This is a genomic window from Microbacterium sp. OVT16B, assembly GCF_019969705.1.
Classification (GTDB): Bacteria; Actinomycetota; Actinomycetes; order Actinomycetales; family Microbacteriaceae; genus Microbacterium; species Microbacterium natoriense.
On sequence record NZ_JAHXZA010000001.1, the window covers coordinates 1,002,993 to 1,019,349 of the forward strand.

The 16,357-nt window shown below is 66.3% G+C and carries 27 protein-coding genes; all 27 read left to right on the top strand.

The features are described 5' to 3' along the window. Positions 1 to 6: 6 nt before the first annotated feature. Entirely contained in the window at positions 7 to 846 is an 840-nt protein-coding gene (gene rplB / locus LC438_RS04590) for a 50S ribosomal protein L2 (RefSeq protein WP_105673701.1), read from the top strand. A 12-nt stretch (positions 847 to 858) separates the two neighbouring features. Next, positions 859 to 1,140: a 30S ribosomal protein S19 gene (gene rpsS, locus LC438_RS04595; RefSeq protein WP_017201589.1), complete on the top strand. Its 282-nt coding sequence runs from the start codon at positions 859 to 861 to the stop codon at positions 1,138 to 1,140. Then, entirely contained in the window at positions 1,140 to 1,538 is a 399-nt protein-coding gene (rplV, locus tag LC438_RS04600) for a 50S ribosomal protein L22 (protein ID WP_105673698.1), read from the top strand. Before rpsS ends, rplV begins: the two co-directional genes overlap by 1 nt. Then, a complete protein-coding gene (gene rpsC / locus LC438_RS04605; protein ID WP_105673696.1) occupies positions 1,538 to 2,293 on the top strand; it encodes a 30S ribosomal protein S3 in 756 nt (251 codons plus the stop codon). Before rplV ends, rpsC begins: the two co-directional genes overlap by 1 nt. Next, positions 2,293 to 2,712 (top strand): 50S ribosomal protein L16, encoded by a 420-nt coding sequence (gene rplP, locus LC438_RS04610; protein WP_105673694.1) that lies wholly within the window; start codon positions 2,293 to 2,295, stop codon positions 2,710 to 2,712. Before rpsC ends, rplP begins: the two co-directional genes overlap by 1 nt. Beyond that, positions 2,712 to 3,029 carry a 50S ribosomal protein L29 gene (gene rpmC / locus LC438_RS04615; protein WP_017829202.1) on the top strand — a complete coding sequence of 106 codons (318 nt, stop codon included), beginning with the start codon at positions 2,712 to 2,714 and terminating at the stop codon, positions 3,027 to 3,029. Before rplP ends, rpmC begins: the two co-directional genes overlap by 1 nt. Next, on the top strand, positions 3,029 to 3,346 hold the full coding sequence (rpsQ, locus tag LC438_RS04620; protein ID WP_105673692.1) for a 30S ribosomal protein S17: 318 nt from the start codon (positions 3,029 to 3,031) through the stop codon (positions 3,344 to 3,346). Before rpmC ends, rpsQ begins: the two co-directional genes overlap by 1 nt. Beyond that, positions 3,343 to 3,711, top strand: coding sequence for a 50S ribosomal protein L14 (gene rplN, locus LC438_RS04625; protein ID WP_017201583.1), 369 nt, complete (start codon positions 3,343 to 3,345; stop codon positions 3,709 to 3,711). The genes rpsQ and rplN overlap by 4 nt, the downstream gene beginning before the upstream one ends. 2 nt (positions 3,712 to 3,713) lie before the next feature. Continuing rightward, positions 3,714 to 4,073: a 50S ribosomal protein L24 gene (gene rplX, locus LC438_RS04630; protein WP_105673690.1), complete on the top strand. Its 360-nt coding sequence runs from the start codon at positions 3,714 to 3,716 to the stop codon at positions 4,071 to 4,073. Then, positions 4,073 to 4,663: a 50S ribosomal protein L5 gene (gene rplE, locus LC438_RS04635; RefSeq protein ID WP_105673689.1), complete on the top strand. Its 591-nt coding sequence runs from the start codon at positions 4,073 to 4,075 to the stop codon at positions 4,661 to 4,663. The genes rplX and rplE overlap by 1 nt, the downstream gene beginning before the upstream one ends. Before the next feature lie 141 nt (positions 4,664 to 4,804). Continuing rightward, positions 4,805 to 5,203 (top strand): 30S ribosomal protein S8, encoded by a 399-nt coding sequence (rpsH, locus tag LC438_RS04640; RefSeq protein WP_105673687.1) that lies wholly within the window; start codon positions 4,805 to 4,807, stop codon positions 5,201 to 5,203. A 6-nt stretch (positions 5,204 to 5,209) separates the two neighbouring features. Then, positions 5,210 to 5,746: a 50S ribosomal protein L6 gene (gene rplF, locus LC438_RS04645; protein WP_105673685.1), complete on the top strand. Its 537-nt coding sequence runs from the start codon at positions 5,210 to 5,212 to the stop codon at positions 5,744 to 5,746. 2 nt (positions 5,747 to 5,748) lie between these two features. Beyond that, positions 5,749 to 6,108: a 50S ribosomal protein L18 gene (rplR, locus tag LC438_RS04650; RefSeq protein WP_105673683.1), complete on the top strand. Its 360-nt coding sequence runs from the start codon at positions 5,749 to 5,751 to the stop codon at positions 6,106 to 6,108. Next, positions 6,105 to 6,803 (top strand): 30S ribosomal protein S5, encoded by a 699-nt coding sequence (gene rpsE / locus LC438_RS04655; RefSeq protein ID WP_105673681.1) that lies wholly within the window; start codon positions 6,105 to 6,107, stop codon positions 6,801 to 6,803. The genes rplR and rpsE overlap by 4 nt, the downstream gene beginning before the upstream one ends. Beyond that, a complete protein-coding gene (rpmD, locus tag LC438_RS04660; RefSeq protein WP_067121122.1) occupies positions 6,803 to 6,988 on the top strand; it encodes a 50S ribosomal protein L30 in 186 nt (61 codons plus the stop codon). Before rpsE ends, rpmD begins: the two co-directional genes overlap by 1 nt. Beyond that, positions 6,988 to 7,620, top strand: coding sequence for a 50S ribosomal protein L15 (gene rplO, locus LC438_RS04665; RefSeq protein WP_105673679.1), 633 nt, complete (start codon positions 6,988 to 6,990; stop codon positions 7,618 to 7,620). Before rpmD ends, rplO begins: the two co-directional genes overlap by 1 nt. Positions 7,621 to 7,723: 103 nt before the next feature. Then, positions 7,724 to 9,046, top strand: coding sequence for a preprotein translocase subunit SecY (gene secY / locus LC438_RS04670; protein ID WP_223585985.1), 1,323 nt, complete (start codon positions 7,724 to 7,726; stop codon positions 9,044 to 9,046). Continuing rightward, positions 9,043 to 9,639 carry an adenylate kinase gene (locus tag LC438_RS04675; protein ID WP_105673675.1) on the top strand — a complete coding sequence of 199 codons (597 nt, stop codon included), beginning with the start codon at positions 9,043 to 9,045 and terminating at the stop codon, positions 9,637 to 9,639. Before secY ends, LC438_RS04675 begins: the two co-directional genes overlap by 4 nt. Before the next feature lies 1 nt (position 9,640). After that, positions 9,641 to 10,489 (top strand): type I methionyl aminopeptidase, encoded by an 849-nt coding sequence (gene map, locus LC438_RS04680; protein WP_105673673.1) that lies wholly within the window; start codon positions 9,641 to 9,643, stop codon positions 10,487 to 10,489. A gap of 125 nt (positions 10,490 to 10,614) precedes the next feature. Continuing rightward, a complete protein-coding gene (locus LC438_RS04685) occupies positions 10,615 to 11,283 on the top strand; it encodes a thioredoxin domain-containing protein (protein ID WP_223585986.1) in 669 nt (222 codons plus the stop codon). 161 nt (positions 11,284 to 11,444) lie between these two features. Beyond that, a complete protein-coding gene (locus LC438_RS04690) occupies positions 11,445 to 12,929 on the top strand; it encodes a choice-of-anchor A family protein (protein ID WP_223585987.1) in 1,485 nt (494 codons plus the stop codon). Positions 12,930 to 13,090: 161 nt separating this feature from the next. Then, positions 13,091 to 13,312, top strand: a complete 222-nt coding sequence (gene infA / locus LC438_RS04695) for a translation initiation factor IF-1 (protein ID WP_005050493.1) — start codon at positions 13,091 to 13,093, stop codon at positions 13,310 to 13,312. Between the two features lie 64 nt (positions 13,313 to 13,376). Next, positions 13,377 to 13,493, top strand: a complete 117-nt coding sequence (gene rpmJ / locus LC438_RS04700; protein ID WP_005050492.1) for a 50S ribosomal protein L36 — start codon at positions 13,377 to 13,379, stop codon at positions 13,491 to 13,493. A gap of 186 nt (positions 13,494 to 13,679) precedes the next feature. Beyond that, positions 13,680 to 14,054: a 30S ribosomal protein S13 gene (rpsM, locus tag LC438_RS04705; protein WP_047524098.1), complete on the top strand. Its 375-nt coding sequence runs from the start codon at positions 13,680 to 13,682 to the stop codon at positions 14,052 to 14,054. Between the two features lie 31 nt (positions 14,055 to 14,085). Further along, on the top strand, positions 14,086 to 14,484 hold the full coding sequence (gene rpsK, locus LC438_RS04710) for a 30S ribosomal protein S11 (protein WP_050722515.1): 399 nt from the start codon (positions 14,086 to 14,088) through the stop codon (positions 14,482 to 14,484). A 124-nt stretch (positions 14,485 to 14,608) separates the two neighbouring features. Next, complete coding sequence (locus tag LC438_RS04715) at positions 14,609 to 15,598, top strand: DNA-directed RNA polymerase subunit alpha (RefSeq protein WP_017201565.1); 990 nt, start codon at positions 14,609 to 14,611, stop codon at positions 15,596 to 15,598. A gap of 63 nt (positions 15,599 to 15,661) precedes the next feature. Then, complete coding sequence (rplQ, locus tag LC438_RS04720) at positions 15,662 to 16,213, top strand: 50S ribosomal protein L17 (RefSeq protein WP_105673667.1); 552 nt, start codon at positions 15,662 to 15,664, stop codon at positions 16,211 to 16,213. The last annotated feature ends 144 nt before the right edge of the window (positions 16,214 to 16,357 follow it).

Here is a 16,357-nt window from a genome sequence, read left to right on the forward strand (position 1 = left end):
ACAATCATGGCTATTCGCAAGTACAAGCCCACGACCCCGGGCCGCCGCGGCTCGTCGGTGGCTGACTTCGCCGAGATCACTCGATCGACGCCGGAGAAGTCGCTGCTGCGCCCGCTCTCGAAGACCGGTGGTCGCAACAACCAGGGCCGTATCACGACCCGTCACATCGGTGGTGGCCACAAGCGCCAGTACCGTGTCATCGACTTCCGTCGCAATGACAAGGACGGCGTGAACGCCAAGGTCGCTCACATCGAGTACGACCCCAACCGGACCGCACGCATCGCGCTGCTGCACTACTTCGACGGCGAGAAGCGCTACATCATCGCGCCGAACAAGCTGAAGCAGGGCGACATCGTCGAGTCGGGTGCATCGGCCGACATCAAGCCGGGCAACAACCTCCCGCTGAAGAACATCCCCACGGGTACGGTCATCCACGCCATCGAGCTCCGCCCCGGCGGCGGCGCGAAGCTGGCACGTTCGGCCGGCGTGTCCGTCCGTCTCGTCGCCAAGGACGGCCCCTACGCCCAGCTGCGTCTGCCCTCGGGCGAGATCCGCAACGTCGATGCGCGCTGCCGCGCGACCATCGGCGAGGTGGGCAACGCCGAGCAGTCGAACATCAACTGGGGCAAGGCCGGCCGCATGCGCTGGAAGGGCGTCCGCCCGACCGTGCGTGGTGTCGCGATGAACCCGGTCGACCACCCCCACGGTGGTGGTGAGGGTAAGACCTCCGGTGGTCGTCACCCGGTCTCCCCCTGGGGTCAGGCTGAGGGTCGCACCCGTCACGCCAACAAGGAAAGCGACAAGTACATCGTGCGCCGTCGCAACGCCGGCAAGAAGCGCAAGTAGGAGTAAGAGAAGATGCCTCGCAGTCTTAAGAAGGGCCCCTTCGTCGACGAGCACCTGCTTCGCAAGGTGGTCGTGCAGAACGAAGCCGGCACGAAGAACGTCATCAAGACCTGGTCTCGCCGGTCCATGATCATCCCGGCCATGCTGGGTCACACGATCGCGGTCCACGACGGTCGCAAGCACATCCCTGTGTTCGTGTCCGAGACCATGGTCGGTCACAAGCTGGGCGAGTTCGCGCCCACCCGCACCTTCCGCGGCCACGAGAAGGACGACAAGAAGGGGCGGCGCCGCTAATGGTCGAATCCATCGCACGCGTGCGACACATCCGCGTGACCCCGCAGAAGGCTCGTCGTGTCGTTGCGCTCATCAAGGGCAAGCAGGCCCAGGAGGCTCTCGCGATCCTGAAGTTCGCGCAGCAGAGCGCCAGCGAGCCGATCTACAAGCTTGTCGCGTCGGCCATGGCCAACGCGCAGGTGAAGGCGGATCGCGACGGGGAGTTCCTCGACGAGCAGGACCTGTACGTGGCTAACGCCTACGTCGACGAGGGCACGACGCTCAAGCGTTTCCAGCCCCGTGCACAGGGTCGCGCTTTCCAGATCAAGAAGCGCACGAGCCACATCACGGTCGTGCTCTCGACGCCCCAGACGGCTCCGGCCGCCTCGGGCGACAGCAACAAGAAGGCGAGCAAGTAATGGGACAGAAGGTAAACCCGTACGGCTTCCGTCTCGGCATCACCACGGACCACGTGTCGCGCTGGTTCTCCGACTCGACGAAGCCGGGTCAGCGCTACGCCGACTACGTCGCCGAGGACATCAAGATCCGCAACCTGCTCAAGACGCAGCTCGACCGCGCCGGTGTCTCGAACATCGAGATCGAGCGCACCCGTGACCGCGTCCGCGTCGACATCCACACCGCCCGTCCGGGCATCGTGATCGGTCGTCGTGGAGCCGAGGCCGAGCGCATCCGCGGCGACCTCGAGAAGCTCTCGGGCAAGCAGATCCAGCTGAACATCCTCGAGGTCAAGAACCCCGAGGCCGACGCTCAGCTCGTCGCACAGGGCATCGCCGAGCAGCTCTCTGCTCGCGTGGCGTTCCGTCGTGCGATGCGCAAGGGTCTCCAGGGCGCGCAGCGCGCTGGCGCCAAGGGCATCCGCATCCAGGTCTCCGGCCGTCTCGGCGGCGCCGAGATGAGCCGGTCGGAGTTCTACCGCGAGGGTCGTGTGCCGCTGCACACGCTTCGTGCGAACATCGACTACGGCTTCTACGAGGCCAAGACCACCTTCGGCCGCATCGGCGTGAAGGTCTGGATCTACAAGGGCGACCTCACCGCCAAGGAGCTTGCCCGCGAGCAGGCCAACGCACCGAAGTCCCGTCGTGACGACCGTGGTGGCGACCGCCGCCGCGCGCCGCGCAACGAGGCACCCGTCGCAGAAGGAGCGTCTGCCTGATGCTTATCCCTCGTAAGGTCAAGTACCGCAAGCAGCACCACCCGGGTCGCTCGGGCCAGGCCACCGGTGGCACCAAGGTGTCGTTCGGTGAGTTCGGCATCCAGGCGCTCACCCCGGCGTATGTGACCAACCGTCAGATCGAGTCCGCTCGTATCGCGATGACGCGTCACATCAAGCGTGGCGGAAAGGTGTGGATCAACATCTACCCCGACCGTCCGCTCACGAAGAAGCCGGCCGAAACCCGCATGGGTTCCGGTAAGGGTTCCCCCGAGTGGTGGGTTGCCAACGTCAAGCCGGGTCGCGTCCTCTTCGAGGTCGCCGGCGTGAGCGAGGAACTCGCTCGCGAGGCACTGACCCGTGCCATTCACAAGCTGCCGCTCAAGGCACGCATCATCAAGCGCGAGGAGGGCGACGCGTAATGGCGATCGGCACCAAGGAGCTCGCTCCGGCAGAGCTCGACACGTTCGAAGACCAGCGCCTCGTTGAGGAGCTGCGCAAGGCCAAGGAGGAGCTGTTCAACCTCCGTTTCCAGTCGGCCACCGGCCAGCTGGAGAGCCACGGCCGCATCCGCGCCGTCAAGCGCGACATCGCGCGTCTCTACACCGTGATCCGCGAGCGCGAGCTGGGCATCCGTGCGACGCCCGCTCCCGTCGAGGCTCCGGCCAAGAAGGCGACCAAGTCGAAGGCGAAGAAGGCGGACTCCGCTGACGACGCCGTGAAGGAAGAGGCTGAGTGATGGCCACCAAGAAGGAAGCCGCCGTCGAGGCTGAGCACGCCGCTCACGACGTCCGCGACGAGGATGCCCGCGGGTATCGCAAGTCGCGTCGTGGCTACGTCGTCAGCGACAAGATGGACAAGACCATCGTGGTCGAGGTCGAGGACCGCGTGAAGCACCCGCTTTACGGCAAGGTCATCCGCCGCACCTCGAAGGTCAAGGCGCACGATGAGACCAACTCCGCCGGCATCGGCGACCTGGTCCTCATCAACGAGACCCGCCCGCTGAGCGCCACGAAGCGCTGGCGTCTGGTGGAGATTCTGGAGAAGGCCAAGTGATTCAGCAGGAATCCCGACTCAAGGTCGCCGACAACACCGGCGCCAAGGAGCTGCTCACCATCCGTGTGCTCGGTGGCTCCAAGCGTCGTTACGCCGGCCTGGGCGACACCATCGTCGCGACCGTCAAGGACGCGATCCCCGGTGGGAACGTCAAGAAGGGCGACGTCGTCAAGGCGGTCATCGTCCGCACCAAGAAGGAGGTCCGTCGTCCGGACGGCTCCTACATCAAGTTCGACGAGAACGCCGCCGTCATCCTGAAGAACGACGGGGAGCCCCGCGGCACCCGCATCTTCGGTCCGGTCGGTCGTGAGCTTCGTGACAAGAAGTTCATGAAGATCGTGTCGCTGGCGCCGGAGGTCATCTAATCATGGCGAAGATCAAGAAGGGCGACCTGGTTCAGGTCATCAGCGGTCGCAAGCAGGAGAAGGGCGGCGACCGCGGCAAGCAGGGCAAGGTCCTCGAGATCCTGTCCGGCCAGAACCGCGTCATCGTCGAAGGCGTGAACTACGTCACCAAGCACACCCGCGTCGGCCAGACGCAGCGTGGCACCAAGACGGGCGGCCTCGAGACTGTCGAGGCTCCCATCCACATCTCGAACGTCGCAGTCGTCGACCCCTCGACCAAGAAGCCGACCAAGGTCGGCCACCGGGTCGAGGAGCAGACCAAGGACGGCGTCAAGCGCACCGTCCGCGTGCGTTACGCGAAGAAGAGCGGTAAGGACCTCTGATGAGCAACGCCACTGCCGCGCCGGCTGGCAAGATCCAGCCGCGCCTGAAGCAGAAGTACAACGCCGAGATCAAGAAGGCTCTGCAGGACGAGTTCGGTTACTCGAACGTCATGCAGATCCCCGGTCTGGTCAAGGTCGTCGTGAACACCGGTGTCGGTGAGGCGGCTCGCGACAGCAAGGTGATCGATGGTGCGGTCGACGACCTCACCAAGATCACCGGCCAGAAGCCGATCGTCACGAAGGCCCGCAAGTCCATCGCGCAGTTCAAGCTGCGCGAGGGTCAGGCCATCGGCGCGCACGTCACCCTCCGTGGTGACCGCGCGTGGGAGTTCGTGGACCGCCTGGTCTCGCTCGCACTGCCCCGCATCCGCGACTTCCGCGGTCTGTCGGCCAAGCAGTTCGACGGCAACGGCAACTACACCTTCGGTCTCCAGGAGCAGAGCGTGTTCCACGAGATCGACCAGGACAAGATCGACCGGGTTCGCGGTTTCGACATCACCGTCGTCACCACCGCGAAGACGGATGACGAGGGCCGGGCACTGCTCCGTCACCTCGGCTTCCCGTTCCGGTCGGACGACGCCCAGGCGTAAGCCCGGCATGTGAGAGCCGGATGCTGTGTTCACCCGCAGCATCCGGCTCCCGGCATGCCGTACAATTGAAGATTGCGTGTTCATCGCAGGCCGTCTGTCGTGTAACGGCAGCCGGAACCTCATGACCAAAGGAAAACAACAATGACAATGACAGACCCGGTCGCAGATCTGCTGACCCGTCTGCGCAACGCGAACTCGGCGCATCACGACTCCGTGACCCTGCCGTCGAGCAAGCTCAAGACGCACATCGCCGAGATCCTCCAGCAGGAGGGCTACATCGCCGGCTGGGAGACCTCTGACGCTCGCGTCGGCAAGAATCTCACCCTCCAGCTGAAGTACGGCCCCAACCGTGAGCGTTCGATCGCGGGCATCAAGCGCGTGTCGAAGCCCGGCCTCCGCGTGTACGCGAAGTCCACCGAGCTCCCCAAGGTCCTCGGCGGCCTCGGCGTGGCCATCCTGTCCACCTCCTCCGGTCTTCTCACCGACCGTCAGGCTGAGCAGAAGGGCGTGGGCGGAGAAGTTCTCGCCTACGTGTGGTAATCCGAAATGTCGCGTATTGGACGACTTCCCATCGAGGTTCCCGCGGGCGTGACCGTTTCGGTCGACGGCCGTGAGGTCGCGGTGAAGGGCCCCAAGGGTGAACTCACCCTGACGGTGGCCAGCCCCATCGAGGTCGCGGTCGAGGAGAACCAGGTTCTCGTCACTCGTCCCGACGACGAGCGCGCGTCGCGGTCGCTTCACGGCCTGACCCGCACGCTCATCAACAACAACATCATCGGCGTGACCCAGGGCTACACCAAGGGTCTCGAGGTCGTCGGAACCGGTTACCGCGTGGCTCAGAAGGGCAGCTCGGTCGAGTTCGCCCTCGGCTTCTCGCACCCGGTCCTCATCGACCCGCCCGCCGGCATCACCCTGACGGTGGAGGGCACCAACAAGCTCACCGTCAGCGGCATCGACAAGCAGGCTGTCGGCGAGGCAGCTGCGAACATCCGCAAGATCCGCAAGCCTGAGCCGTACAAGGGCAAGGGTGTCCGCTACGCGGGCGAGGTCGTGCGTCGCAAGGCCGGAAAGAGTGGTAAGTAACCATGGCTCTCAAGTCAAAGTCTGACGCCCGCGCGCGTCGTCACGCCCGCCTTCGCAAGAAGGTCGTCGGCACCGAGGCGCGTCCGCGTCTCGTCGTCAACCGTTCGGCTCGCCACGTCTTCGTGCAGCTCGTCGACGACAGCAAGGGTCACACCGTGGCGTCGGCTTCGACGCTCGAGACCGACCTGCGCACGCTCGAGGGTGACAAGACCGCCAAGGCCCGCAAGGTCGGCGAGCTCCTCGCCGAGCGCGCGAAGGCCGCAGGCGTTTCCGAGGCAGTGTTCGACCGTGGCGGCAACCGCTACGCCGGTCGTGTCGCCGCCATCGCCGATGGCGCTCGCGAAGGGGGCCTGGCACTGTGAGTGACAACAAGGAGAACGAAGTGACCGAAGCGGCTGCTGCCACTTCCGAGACGGCCACCGGCACCACGCAGGCAGAGCCGTCTCAGCGCGACAACCGCCGCGGCGGTGGCCGTGGTGACCGCAACCAGGGTGGCCGTGACCGCAACTCGCGCGACCGTGGTGACAACCAGTTCCTCGAGCGCGTCGTCACGATCAACCGCGTGTCGAAGGTCGTGAAGGGTGGTCGTCGCTTCAGCTTCACCGCTCTCGTGGTCGTCGGCGACGGCAACGGTCTGGTCGGCGTCGGCTACGGCAAGGCTCGCGAGGTGCCCCTGGCCATCTCGAAGGGCGTCGAAGAGGCCAAGCGCAACTTCTTCCGCGTTCCGCGCGTCGGCAGCACCATCCCGCACCCAGTGCAGGGTGAGGCGGCCGCCGGTGTGGTCCTGCTTCGTCCGGCCGCTGCCGGTACCGGTGTCATCGCCGGTGGTCCCGTCCGCGCCGTGCTCGAGTGCGCCGGCATCCACGACGTGCTGTCGAAGTCGCTCGGCTCGTCGAACACGATCAACATCGTGCACGCGACGGTCGCGGCCCTGAAGCAGCTCGAGGAGCCCCGTGCGGTCGCCGCGCGTCGTGGCCTCGAGTTCGACCAGGTCGCACCTGCGCGTCTCGTCCGCGCCGAGGCTGAGGCCATCGCCGCACAGAAGGTAGGTGCCTGATGGCCGCCCGGCTCAAGGTCACGCAGATCAAGTCCAAGGTGAGCGAGAAGCAGAACCAGCGTGACACGCTGCGCAGCCTCGGTCTGAAGCGCATCGGTGACAGCACCGTTCGCCCCGACGACGCGCAGACGCGCGGCTACGTCAAGACCGTCGCCCACCTCGTGAAGGTTGAGGAGATCGACTAATGGCTGAGAAGAACGAAGCCGTCGAGGCTGAGAAGGCCCCGAAGAAGGCAGCGGCCCCCAAGGCTGCCGCCGCGAAGAAGCCCGCTGCGGCAAAGGCTCCGGCGAAGGCCGCGGTCGACGCCAAGGCCGAGGCTCCTGCGAAGAAGCCCGCCGCCAAGAAGGCTGCGCCGAAGAAGGATGCTCCGGCATCCCGCCCCGGCGTCCTGAAGGTGCACCACCTGCGTCCGGTCCCCGGATCCAACACCGCGAAGACCCGTGTCGGTCGCGGTGAGGGTTCCAAGGGCAAGACGGCCGGTCGCGGCACCAAGGGCACCAAGGCCCGCAACACCGTTCGCGTCGGCTTCGAGGGTGGGCAGATGCCTCTGCACATGCGCACCCCGAAGCTGCGCGGGTTCAAGAACCCGTTCCGCGTGGAGTACCAGGTCGTGAACCTGGAGAAGCTCGCGGAGCTGTACCCGGCCGGTGGCGACGTCACCGTCAGCGACCTGGTCGCCAAGGGTGCCGTTCGCAAGAACGAGAAGGTCAAGGTTCTGGGCAACGGCGACATCGCCGTGAAGCTCACCGTCGCGGTCGACAAGGTCTCGGGTTCTGCCGAGCAGAAGATCGTGGCTGCGGGCGGATCCGTCAAGTAACCACTGCAAGAGAGGGGTCGGAGAAATCTCCGGCCCCTCTTTTGAGTTACCCTGGTCTTTCAGCCATCCCTCAGGGATAGGCAACCTTTTCAGGAGGACGTCCTTGTTTAGCGCCATCGCGCGGATCTTCCGCACGCCCGACCTGCGTCGGAAGATCGGTTTCACTCTGGCGATCGTCGCCATCTACCGGCTCGGGTCCAACATCCCCGCTCCGTTCGTGCACTTCCCGAACGTCGAGGCGTGTCTCGCGCAGAACTCCGGTACGGAAGGCCTTCTGGGTCTCGTCAATCTCTTCTCCGGCGGTGCACTGCTGCAGCTGTCGATCTTCGCCCTCGGCGTCATGCCGTACATCACCGCGACGATCATCACGCAGCTGCTCCGTGTGGTGATCCCGCACTTCGAGGCGCTGCACAAGGAGGGTCAGGCAGGGCAGTCCAAGCTGACCCAGTACACGCGCTACCTCACCATCGCTCTCGCGCTGCTGCAGTCGACCACGCTGGTCACCGTCGCGCGCAGCGGGCAGCTCTTCGGCAACACCGACGTCGCCGCATGCCAGAACCTGCTGACGAACGACGTGTGGTGGGCGCAGCTGCTCATCATCGTCGCGATGACCGCAGGCACCGGACTCATCATGTGGTTCGCCGAGCTCGTCACCGAGCGCGGCATCGGCAACGGCATGTCGCTGCTCATCTTCACCTCGATCGCCGCGACCTTCCCCGGCGCGATGGCGCTCATCTGGCAGACCAAGGGCTTCGAGATCTTCCTGATGGTGCTCGTCGTCGGTGTGATCGTGATGGGACTCGTCGTCTTCGTCGAGCAGTCCCAGCGCCGCATCCCGGTCCAGTACGCCAAGCGCATGGTCGGGCGCCGTACCTACGGCGGCACGAACACGTACATCCCGATCAAGGTGAACATGGCCGGCGTGATCCCCGTGATCTTCGCCTCATCGCTGCTGTACATCCCGGCGCTGATCGCGCAGTTCAACACTCCGCAGGACGGTTCGACGCCTGCAGCCTGGGTGACCTGGATAACGGCGAACTTCACCAAGGGCGACCACCCGATCTACATGCTGGTGTACTTCCTGCTGATCATCGGCTTCACCTACTTCTACGTCGCGATCACGTTCAACCCGGTCGAGGTCGCCGACAACATGAAGAAGTACGGCGGCTTCATCCCCGGCATCCGCGCGGGGCGTCCGACCGCCGAGTACCTCGACTACGTGCTCACGCGCATCACGCTGCCGGGCTCGATCTACCTCGGTCTGATCGCGCTCATCCCGCTCATCGCCCTCGCCGTCGTCAACGCCAACCAGAACTTCCCGTTCGGCGGCGCCTCGATCCTCATCATCGTCGGTGTGGGTCTCGAGACGGTCAAGCAGATCGACGCGCAGCTGCAGCAGCGACACTACGAAGGGCTCCTCCGATGACCGCATCCGCTCGTCTCCTGATCGTCGGCCCTCAGGGCTCCGGCAAGGGCACGCAGGGTGTGCGCATCGCCGAGTCGTTCGGCATCCCCGTGGTGTCGACCGGAGACATCTTCCGCGCGAACATCAAGGCCGGCACCGAGCTGGGCCAGCAGGTGACAGCGATCCTCGACGCCGGCGACCTCGTGCCCGACGAGCTGACCAGCGAGATCGTCCGCGATCGACTCGCGCAGGATGACGCCGCCGCCGGGTTCCTGCTCGACGGATACCCGCGCAACACGCATCAGGTCGAGCACCTCGACGAGTTCCTCGCGGGCCGTGGCGAGAGCCTCGACGCGGTGATCCTGCTCGACGTGCCGCGCGACGAGAGCATCTCGCGTCTGGCGCTGCGTGCGACCGAGCAGGGCCGCACCGACGACACCCCCGAGGCCATCGCGCACCGGCTGGACATCTACGAGCACGAGACCGCTCCGATCCTGTCTGTGTACGGTCCTCGCGGCATCGTGGACACGATCGACGGCGTGGGCTCGCTCGACGAGATCACCGAGCGCATCTTCGCGGCGCTCGACGCCCGCGGCCTCCGCGTCGCGGTCTGAGATGTTCCGTCGCTCGATCTACAAGACCCCCGCGCAGCTGCGGTCGATGGTCGAGCCGGGGCTCATCACGGCCGCGGCGCTCGACGCCGTCGCTCCGCTGATCCGTCCGGGCGTCACGACTCTCGAGCTCGACACCGCCGCGAACAGGACGATCCTGGACCGCGGTGCGGAGTCGAACTTCCAGCTCGTCCGCGGCTACCGCCACACGCTGTGCGTGTCGGTCAACGAGGAGGTCGTGCACGGCATCCCCGGTGATCGCGTGCTGGAGGCGGGAGACATCGTCTCGGTCGACGGCGGCGCGCAGTACCAGGGGTGGAACGGCGACAGCGCGCGCACGTTCATCGTGCCCGGCGACGCGGATGCCGAGATCGTCGCTCGCCGCACCGAGCTGTCCCGGGTGACCGAGGGCTCGATGTGGGCGGGCATCGCCGCCATGGCGTCGGTCTCCCACATCGGCGACATCGGCGCGGCCATCCAGGGGTTCATCGAAGACCAGGGGCCTTCGGCCGTCTCCGGAGAGACCTATGGCATCCTTCGCGAGTACGTGGGCCACGGCATCGGCCGGAAGATGCACGAGGCGCCCAGCGTCTTCAACTATCGGACGCCCGACCCCGGCGCCGAGATCAAGCCCGGCCTGGTGCTCGCGATCGAGCCGATGGTCACCGCGGGTGGAGAGGCGACCTTCGTCGAGGACGACGACTGGACCGTCTCGACCGTCGACGGCTCGGACGGCTCGCACTGGGAGCACAGCGTCGCCGTGCACGACGGCGGCATCTGGGTTCTCACCGCAGCCGACGGGGGAGCGGCGGGTCTCGCTCCCTTCGGCGTGACGCCGACGCCGATCGCCTAGGCGCCCCGGACGCGGTCACAACAGCCGCATAGGTTTCTCCAGGCAGAATAGAGTCGTGTGGCGCATCTGCGCCCGAGGACTTCAAGGCGGACTCACGACAGTGGGCCTCGACAGATCGGAAAGCAATGGCAGTCGCGAAGAAGAACACCAACTGGTTCGCGGTCGGCGTGTCCGCGGCCGTGGTCGTCGTGCTGATCGCGCTCGGTGGCGTCGTGTGGTTCATGAACAACCAGGCGACCAGCCCGGGCGCGACTCCCACCAGCAACCAGACGTTCGACGCCAAGACCGGCGCGATCTCGTTCGGTGAGGGCAAGGATGAGATCGCGGTCTTCGCGGACTTCCAGTGCCCGATCTGCAAGAGCTTCGAAGACCAGTTCGGCGCCGACCTCGAGGCGGCAGCCGCCGACGGGCGCATCACGCTCTCGTACCACCCCATCGCGATCCTGGACCGCTACTCGCAGGGCACCGAGTACTCGTCGCGCTCGGCAGGGGCCGCGGTCTGCGTGGCGGAGTCGAACCCCGACAAGTACCTCGACTTCGCCAAGGCGCTGTTCGAGAACCAGCCGGCGGAGAACAGCACCGGTCTGACGAATGCTCAGCTCGTCGACATCGCGAAGCAGGTCGGAGCCGATGACGCCGCCTCGTGCATCACCGACGACACCTACCGCAAGTTCGGCGCGGCCCAGGCGAAGGCGCACGACATCAAGGGGACCCCGACCGTCGAGGTCAACGGCAAGCGCCTCAACCTTCAGGATGCCGCGGACATGAAGACGTTCACCGACCTGATCAGCTGACCGTCGTCCGGGCGCTCCGACGCCTGAACGCACACGTCCCGAAGCGGGCCCGCGAGTTATCGCGGGCCCGCTTCGTCGTGTGCAGGAGCGGCTCCGCCCAGGCGCCGCTCAGATTAGTTAGCTAAGATAACAAAAGTCCATCATGAACCGGGGAGGGAGACATGATGAAGAGCAATTTCGCGCGCCCGAAGCGCGCTGGAGGAGCGGCCGCCGTTGCCGCCGTGGGAATCGCGATGATCGCCGGAGGCGCCGCCCCCGCGGCGTTCGCCGCTCCGCTGCCTGGAGGCATCGGAGCACCGCTGGGGATGTGCACGCCGGACGGCGGGTTCCCGTGGATCGACGGGAGCGCTCCGTGGCAGCCGCAGGTGCATGATACGGGCATCAACACCTACGTCGGCGGCGATCTCACCGTGACCGGATCGGCCGAGGCCGAAGGGCTGGTCGTGGTCGGCGGTGACATGCACATCGACCGCAGCTTCATCGTCGGCATCGCGATCGGATCCGACATCCGCCCCGCGCCGGGAGAGACCCAGCTCCAGGTCGGCGGAGACGTGACGGCGGCCGACGGCGCCGTCCTGCACGTCGGCGACACGTCGAACCCCGGTGGAGCCGTCAGGATCGGCGGCTCTGCGGCTCCTGGCAGCATCCAGAACAGCGGAGCATCCCTGGAGACGGGACTGACCGCCCCGGTGGCGCTGGACCCCCACGGCTCCTTCCAGAGCCGTGTCGAGGGGTGGTCCTCCGCGCTGGGCGACGAGACCGCCAACGGCGTCGTCACCGTGCAGGGGGCCGGCTGGGTCGACATGGAGCTCAGGGGCACCGGCGCCGACGAGCTGCAGGTGTTCGACGTCACCGCGGAGCAGCTCGGATCCGCGAACGCGATCTACTTCCGCAACATCCGTCCGCATGCGCCGATCGTCGTGAACGTGAGCGGCGGCGCCGTCAGCCTGAAGGCCAACGCGTACGACTACAACGACCTGCGGGCGCCGTTCGGCATCGCGATGACGTCGCCGGGAGACGGCGACATCGCCGCATCCATCCTCTGGAACCTCGAGGACGCGACGACGGCGACGATCGGAGGATCCACGCAGATCCCCGGATCGTTCCTGGCTCCCCACGCCGACGCGGAGGTGATCGCCAACACCAACGGGCGCATGTACGTCGGCGGCGACCTCCTCGCCAGCGGCGGCGGCAACGAGATGCACGCCTACCCCTGGTCGGGGACATGCGGTGATGACCCCGATCCCGGTGTGGACGCGGATGCCGGTGCGGACGCGGATGCCGGTGCGGATGCGAATGGTGCGGACGCGGACGCCGATGCGAACGGTGCGGATGCCGGCGCGGATGCGAATGGTGCGGATGCGAACGGTGCGGATGCGGGCGCCGATGCGAACGGCGTGCACGCCGACGCCGGGGCGGACGGGGCGTCTGCGGGCGCGAGCGCCGCTGCCGACGCGAACGCGGCTGCCAGCGCCGCGGCCTCGGCCACGGCGGCAGCGAACGGCGATGCGAGAGGCGCTCACGACGGAGCGCTCGCGACCACCGGCGGCCAGGCGTCGACCTGGCTGATCGGGGGAGGCGCGGTGGTGCTCCTCGGCGGTGTCGTCCTCTTCCTCGCCGCACGCGCTCGGCGCGTCGCGGAGTGACGCATCGGCGGCGGGGGCGCCAGCTTGCCGGAACCCCCGCCGTCGGATACCATAGATCTTTGGTGCCTTGCGCCTTGATTCGGCGTGTCTGAATCGGTGCAGCACCGCAATCCAAATCACCCACCGCAGATCGACCGGTCTGCAGAAGCGTCAGCGAGGCTATGGCTAAGAAAGACGGTGTCATCGAGATCGAGGGCGTCGTGTCCGAGGCGCTGCCCAACGCGATGTTCCGCGTTGAGCTCACCAACGGACACAAGGTTCTGGCAACGATCTCAGGCAAGATGCGGCAGAACTACATCCGCATCATCCCCGAGGACCGCGTGGTCGTGGAGCTCAGCCCCTACGACCTCACGCGCGGGCGCATCGTCTACCGCTACCGCTGATCGGTCGAGAAGTAACACCCCAGGCATCGTGCCTGCCCGGTGAAGACAGCGAACAGGAAAAATCATGAAGGTCAACCCCAGCGTCAAGCCCATCTGCGATCACTGCAAGGTGATCCGCCGCCACGGCCGCGTCATGGTGATCTGCAAGAGCAACCCGCGCCACAAGCAGCGCCAGGGCTGATCCCTAGAGATCTGACACACAACTCAATACAGGTCGCGCGAGCGATGAGGCGTCTCGTCTCTCTTCGCTCGCTCACCGACCGCGACTAGCAGGCAGGATCAGATCCCACTCCGGTGGGGGACACCTCGGGGCGGAGGCCCGGGCACCGATCCTGTTCCACACCTCCACAAAACCCAGGAGAACCGCATGGCACGTCTTGCCGGCGTTGACATCCCGCGCGACAAGCGCGTGGTGATCGCCCTTACCTACATCTACGGCGTCGGCCGTACCCGCTCGGTCGAGATCCTCAAGGCTACGGAGATCGACGAGAGCATCCGCGTGAAGGACCTCAGCGACGACCAGCTGATCGCCCTCCGCGACTACATCGAAGGCAACTACAAGGTGGAGGGTGACCTGCGCCGCGAGGTTGCAGCAGACATCCGCCGCAAGGTCGAGATCGGCTCCTACGAGGGCATCCGCCACCGTCGTGGTCTCCCGGTCCGTGGTCAGCGCACCAAGACCAACGCCCGTACCCGCAAGGGCCCGAAGCGCACCGTCGCAGGCAAGAAGAAGGCCCGCTAAGCGCGGCCCCAGGGACTAGGAGAACATTTTCATGGCTGCACCCAAGGCCGCCGCGCGCAAGCCGCGCCGCAAGGAAAAGAAGAACATCGCGCTGGGCCAGGCCCACATCAAGTCGACGTTCAACAACACGATCGTCTCGATCACCGACCCGTCCGGCGCTGTCATCGCGTGGGCGTCGTCGGGTGGCGTGGGCTTCAAGGGCTCCCGCAAGTCGACCCCGTACGCCGCCGGTATGGCTGCCGAGTCCGCTGCCCGTCAGGCTGCGGAGCACGGTGTCAAGAAGGTCGACGTCCTCGTGAAGGGTCCGGGCTCCGGCCGCGAGACCGCGATCCGCTCGCTCCAGGCCGCTGGCCTCGAGGTCGGCTCGATCTCGGACGTCACCCCGCAGGCGCACAACGGCTGCCGCCCGCCGAAGCGTCGCCGCGTCTGATCCGGCTCATGCGAGGGGTGCCACGGCATCCCTCGCATGCCCGCGTGCGGGCATGACTTCCACAACTCAAGACCTCACCACACCACATGTCATATAGCGGGCATGTGATCGAAAGGAACACAGAGTGCTTATTGCACAGCGTCCCACACTGACCGAGGAAAAGATCGTCGAGAACCGGAGCCGGTTCATCATCGAGCCTCTGGAGCCCGGCTTCGGATACACGATCGGCAACGCGCTGCGTCGCAGCCTGCTGTCGTCGATCCCCGGCGCCGCGGTCACCAGCGTTCGCATCGACGGCGTGCTGCACGAGTTCAGCACCATCCCCGGCGTGAAGGAGGATGTCACCGAGATCATCCTCAACATCAAGCAGCTCGTCGTCTCGTCCGAGCGCGACGAGCCGATCACGGCGTACCTGCGCAAGACCGGTGCGGGCGAAGTGACCGCCGCCGACATCTCGGCTCCGGCCGGTGTCGAGGTGCACAACCCCGAGCTCGTCATCGCGACGCTGAACGACACGGCGAAGTTCGAGCTGGAGCTCACCATCGAGCGCGGCCGCGGCTACGTCTCGGCGACGCAGAACCGCAACGAGTACGCAGAGGCCGGTCAGATCCCGATCGACTCGATCTACTCGCCGGTCCTCAAGGTCAGCTACCGCGTCGACGCCACCCGTGCGGGTGAGCGCACCGACTTCGACAAGCTCGTCCTCGACGTCGAGACCAAGTCGGCGATCAGCCCCCGCGACGCCGTCGCTTCGGCTGCGAAGACGCTCACCGAGCTGTTCGGCCTCGCCCGCGAGCTGAACGTCGAGGCCGAGGGCATCGAGATCGGCCCGGCGCCGGTGGAGGCTGTGAACTCCAGCGAGCTGTCCATGCCGATCGAGGACCTCGACCTGTCCGTGCGCTCGTACAACTGCCTGAAGCGTGAGGGCATCAACACTGTTTCCGAGCTCGTCGCCCTGTCGGAGACGCAGCTCATGAACATCCGCAATTTCGGCCAGAAGTCGGTCGACGAGGTGCGCGACAAGCTCATCTCGCTCGGTCTGTCGCTCAAGGATTCGGTGCCCGGTTTCGACGGCGCCCACTTCTACGGCGGCAGCGAAGACGAGTCCTTCTGACCCACCCGGATTGTCATCTGGCAGAGGCCAGCTGACCCGACCTTTCCTGACCAGGAGTTAGATATGCCCAAGCCCACCAAGGGTCCCCGCCTCGGAGGCGGCCCCGCACACGAGCGCCTGCTGCTTGCCAACCTCGCGGCCCAGCTCTTCACCCACAAGTCGATCACCACGACCGAGACCAAGGCGAAGCGCCTGCGTCCGCTCGCGGAGCGTCTCGTGACGCTCGGCAAGCGCGGCGACCTGCACGCGCGCCGTCGTGCGCTCACGGTGCTGCGTTCCAACAAGGACGCCGCGCACATCCTCTTCAACGAGATCGCGCCGCTGGTCGCCGACCGTGAGGGTGGCTACACCCGCATCACGAAGATCGGCAACCGCAAGGGCGACAACGCTCCCATGGCCGTGATCGAGCTCGTCCTCGAGCCCGTCACCCCCAAGGCGAAGTCGACGAAGAAGGCTGCCGCGAAGGCTGAGAAGCCGGCCGAGGTCGTCGAGGAGGCTCCCGTCGAGGAGGCTCCCGTCGTCGACGAGGCCGCCGAGGCAGGCGCCGAGTCGCAGGCCGAGGGCGAGGCCGCCGAGGCTGCTGCCGCGGACGCCGTCGAGGAGAAGTCCGAGTAAGCACCCGCTTGCTGAAAGAAGCCCGCCGTCCCCTTCCGGGGCGGCGGGCTTCTTCGTGTTCCCGGGGGAACTGCTCCCCTCGCGGATCCGCCGTATGGAGACTGGGGATCGACGGAATCAGCGAGGGGAGCGTGGGGACCGGGC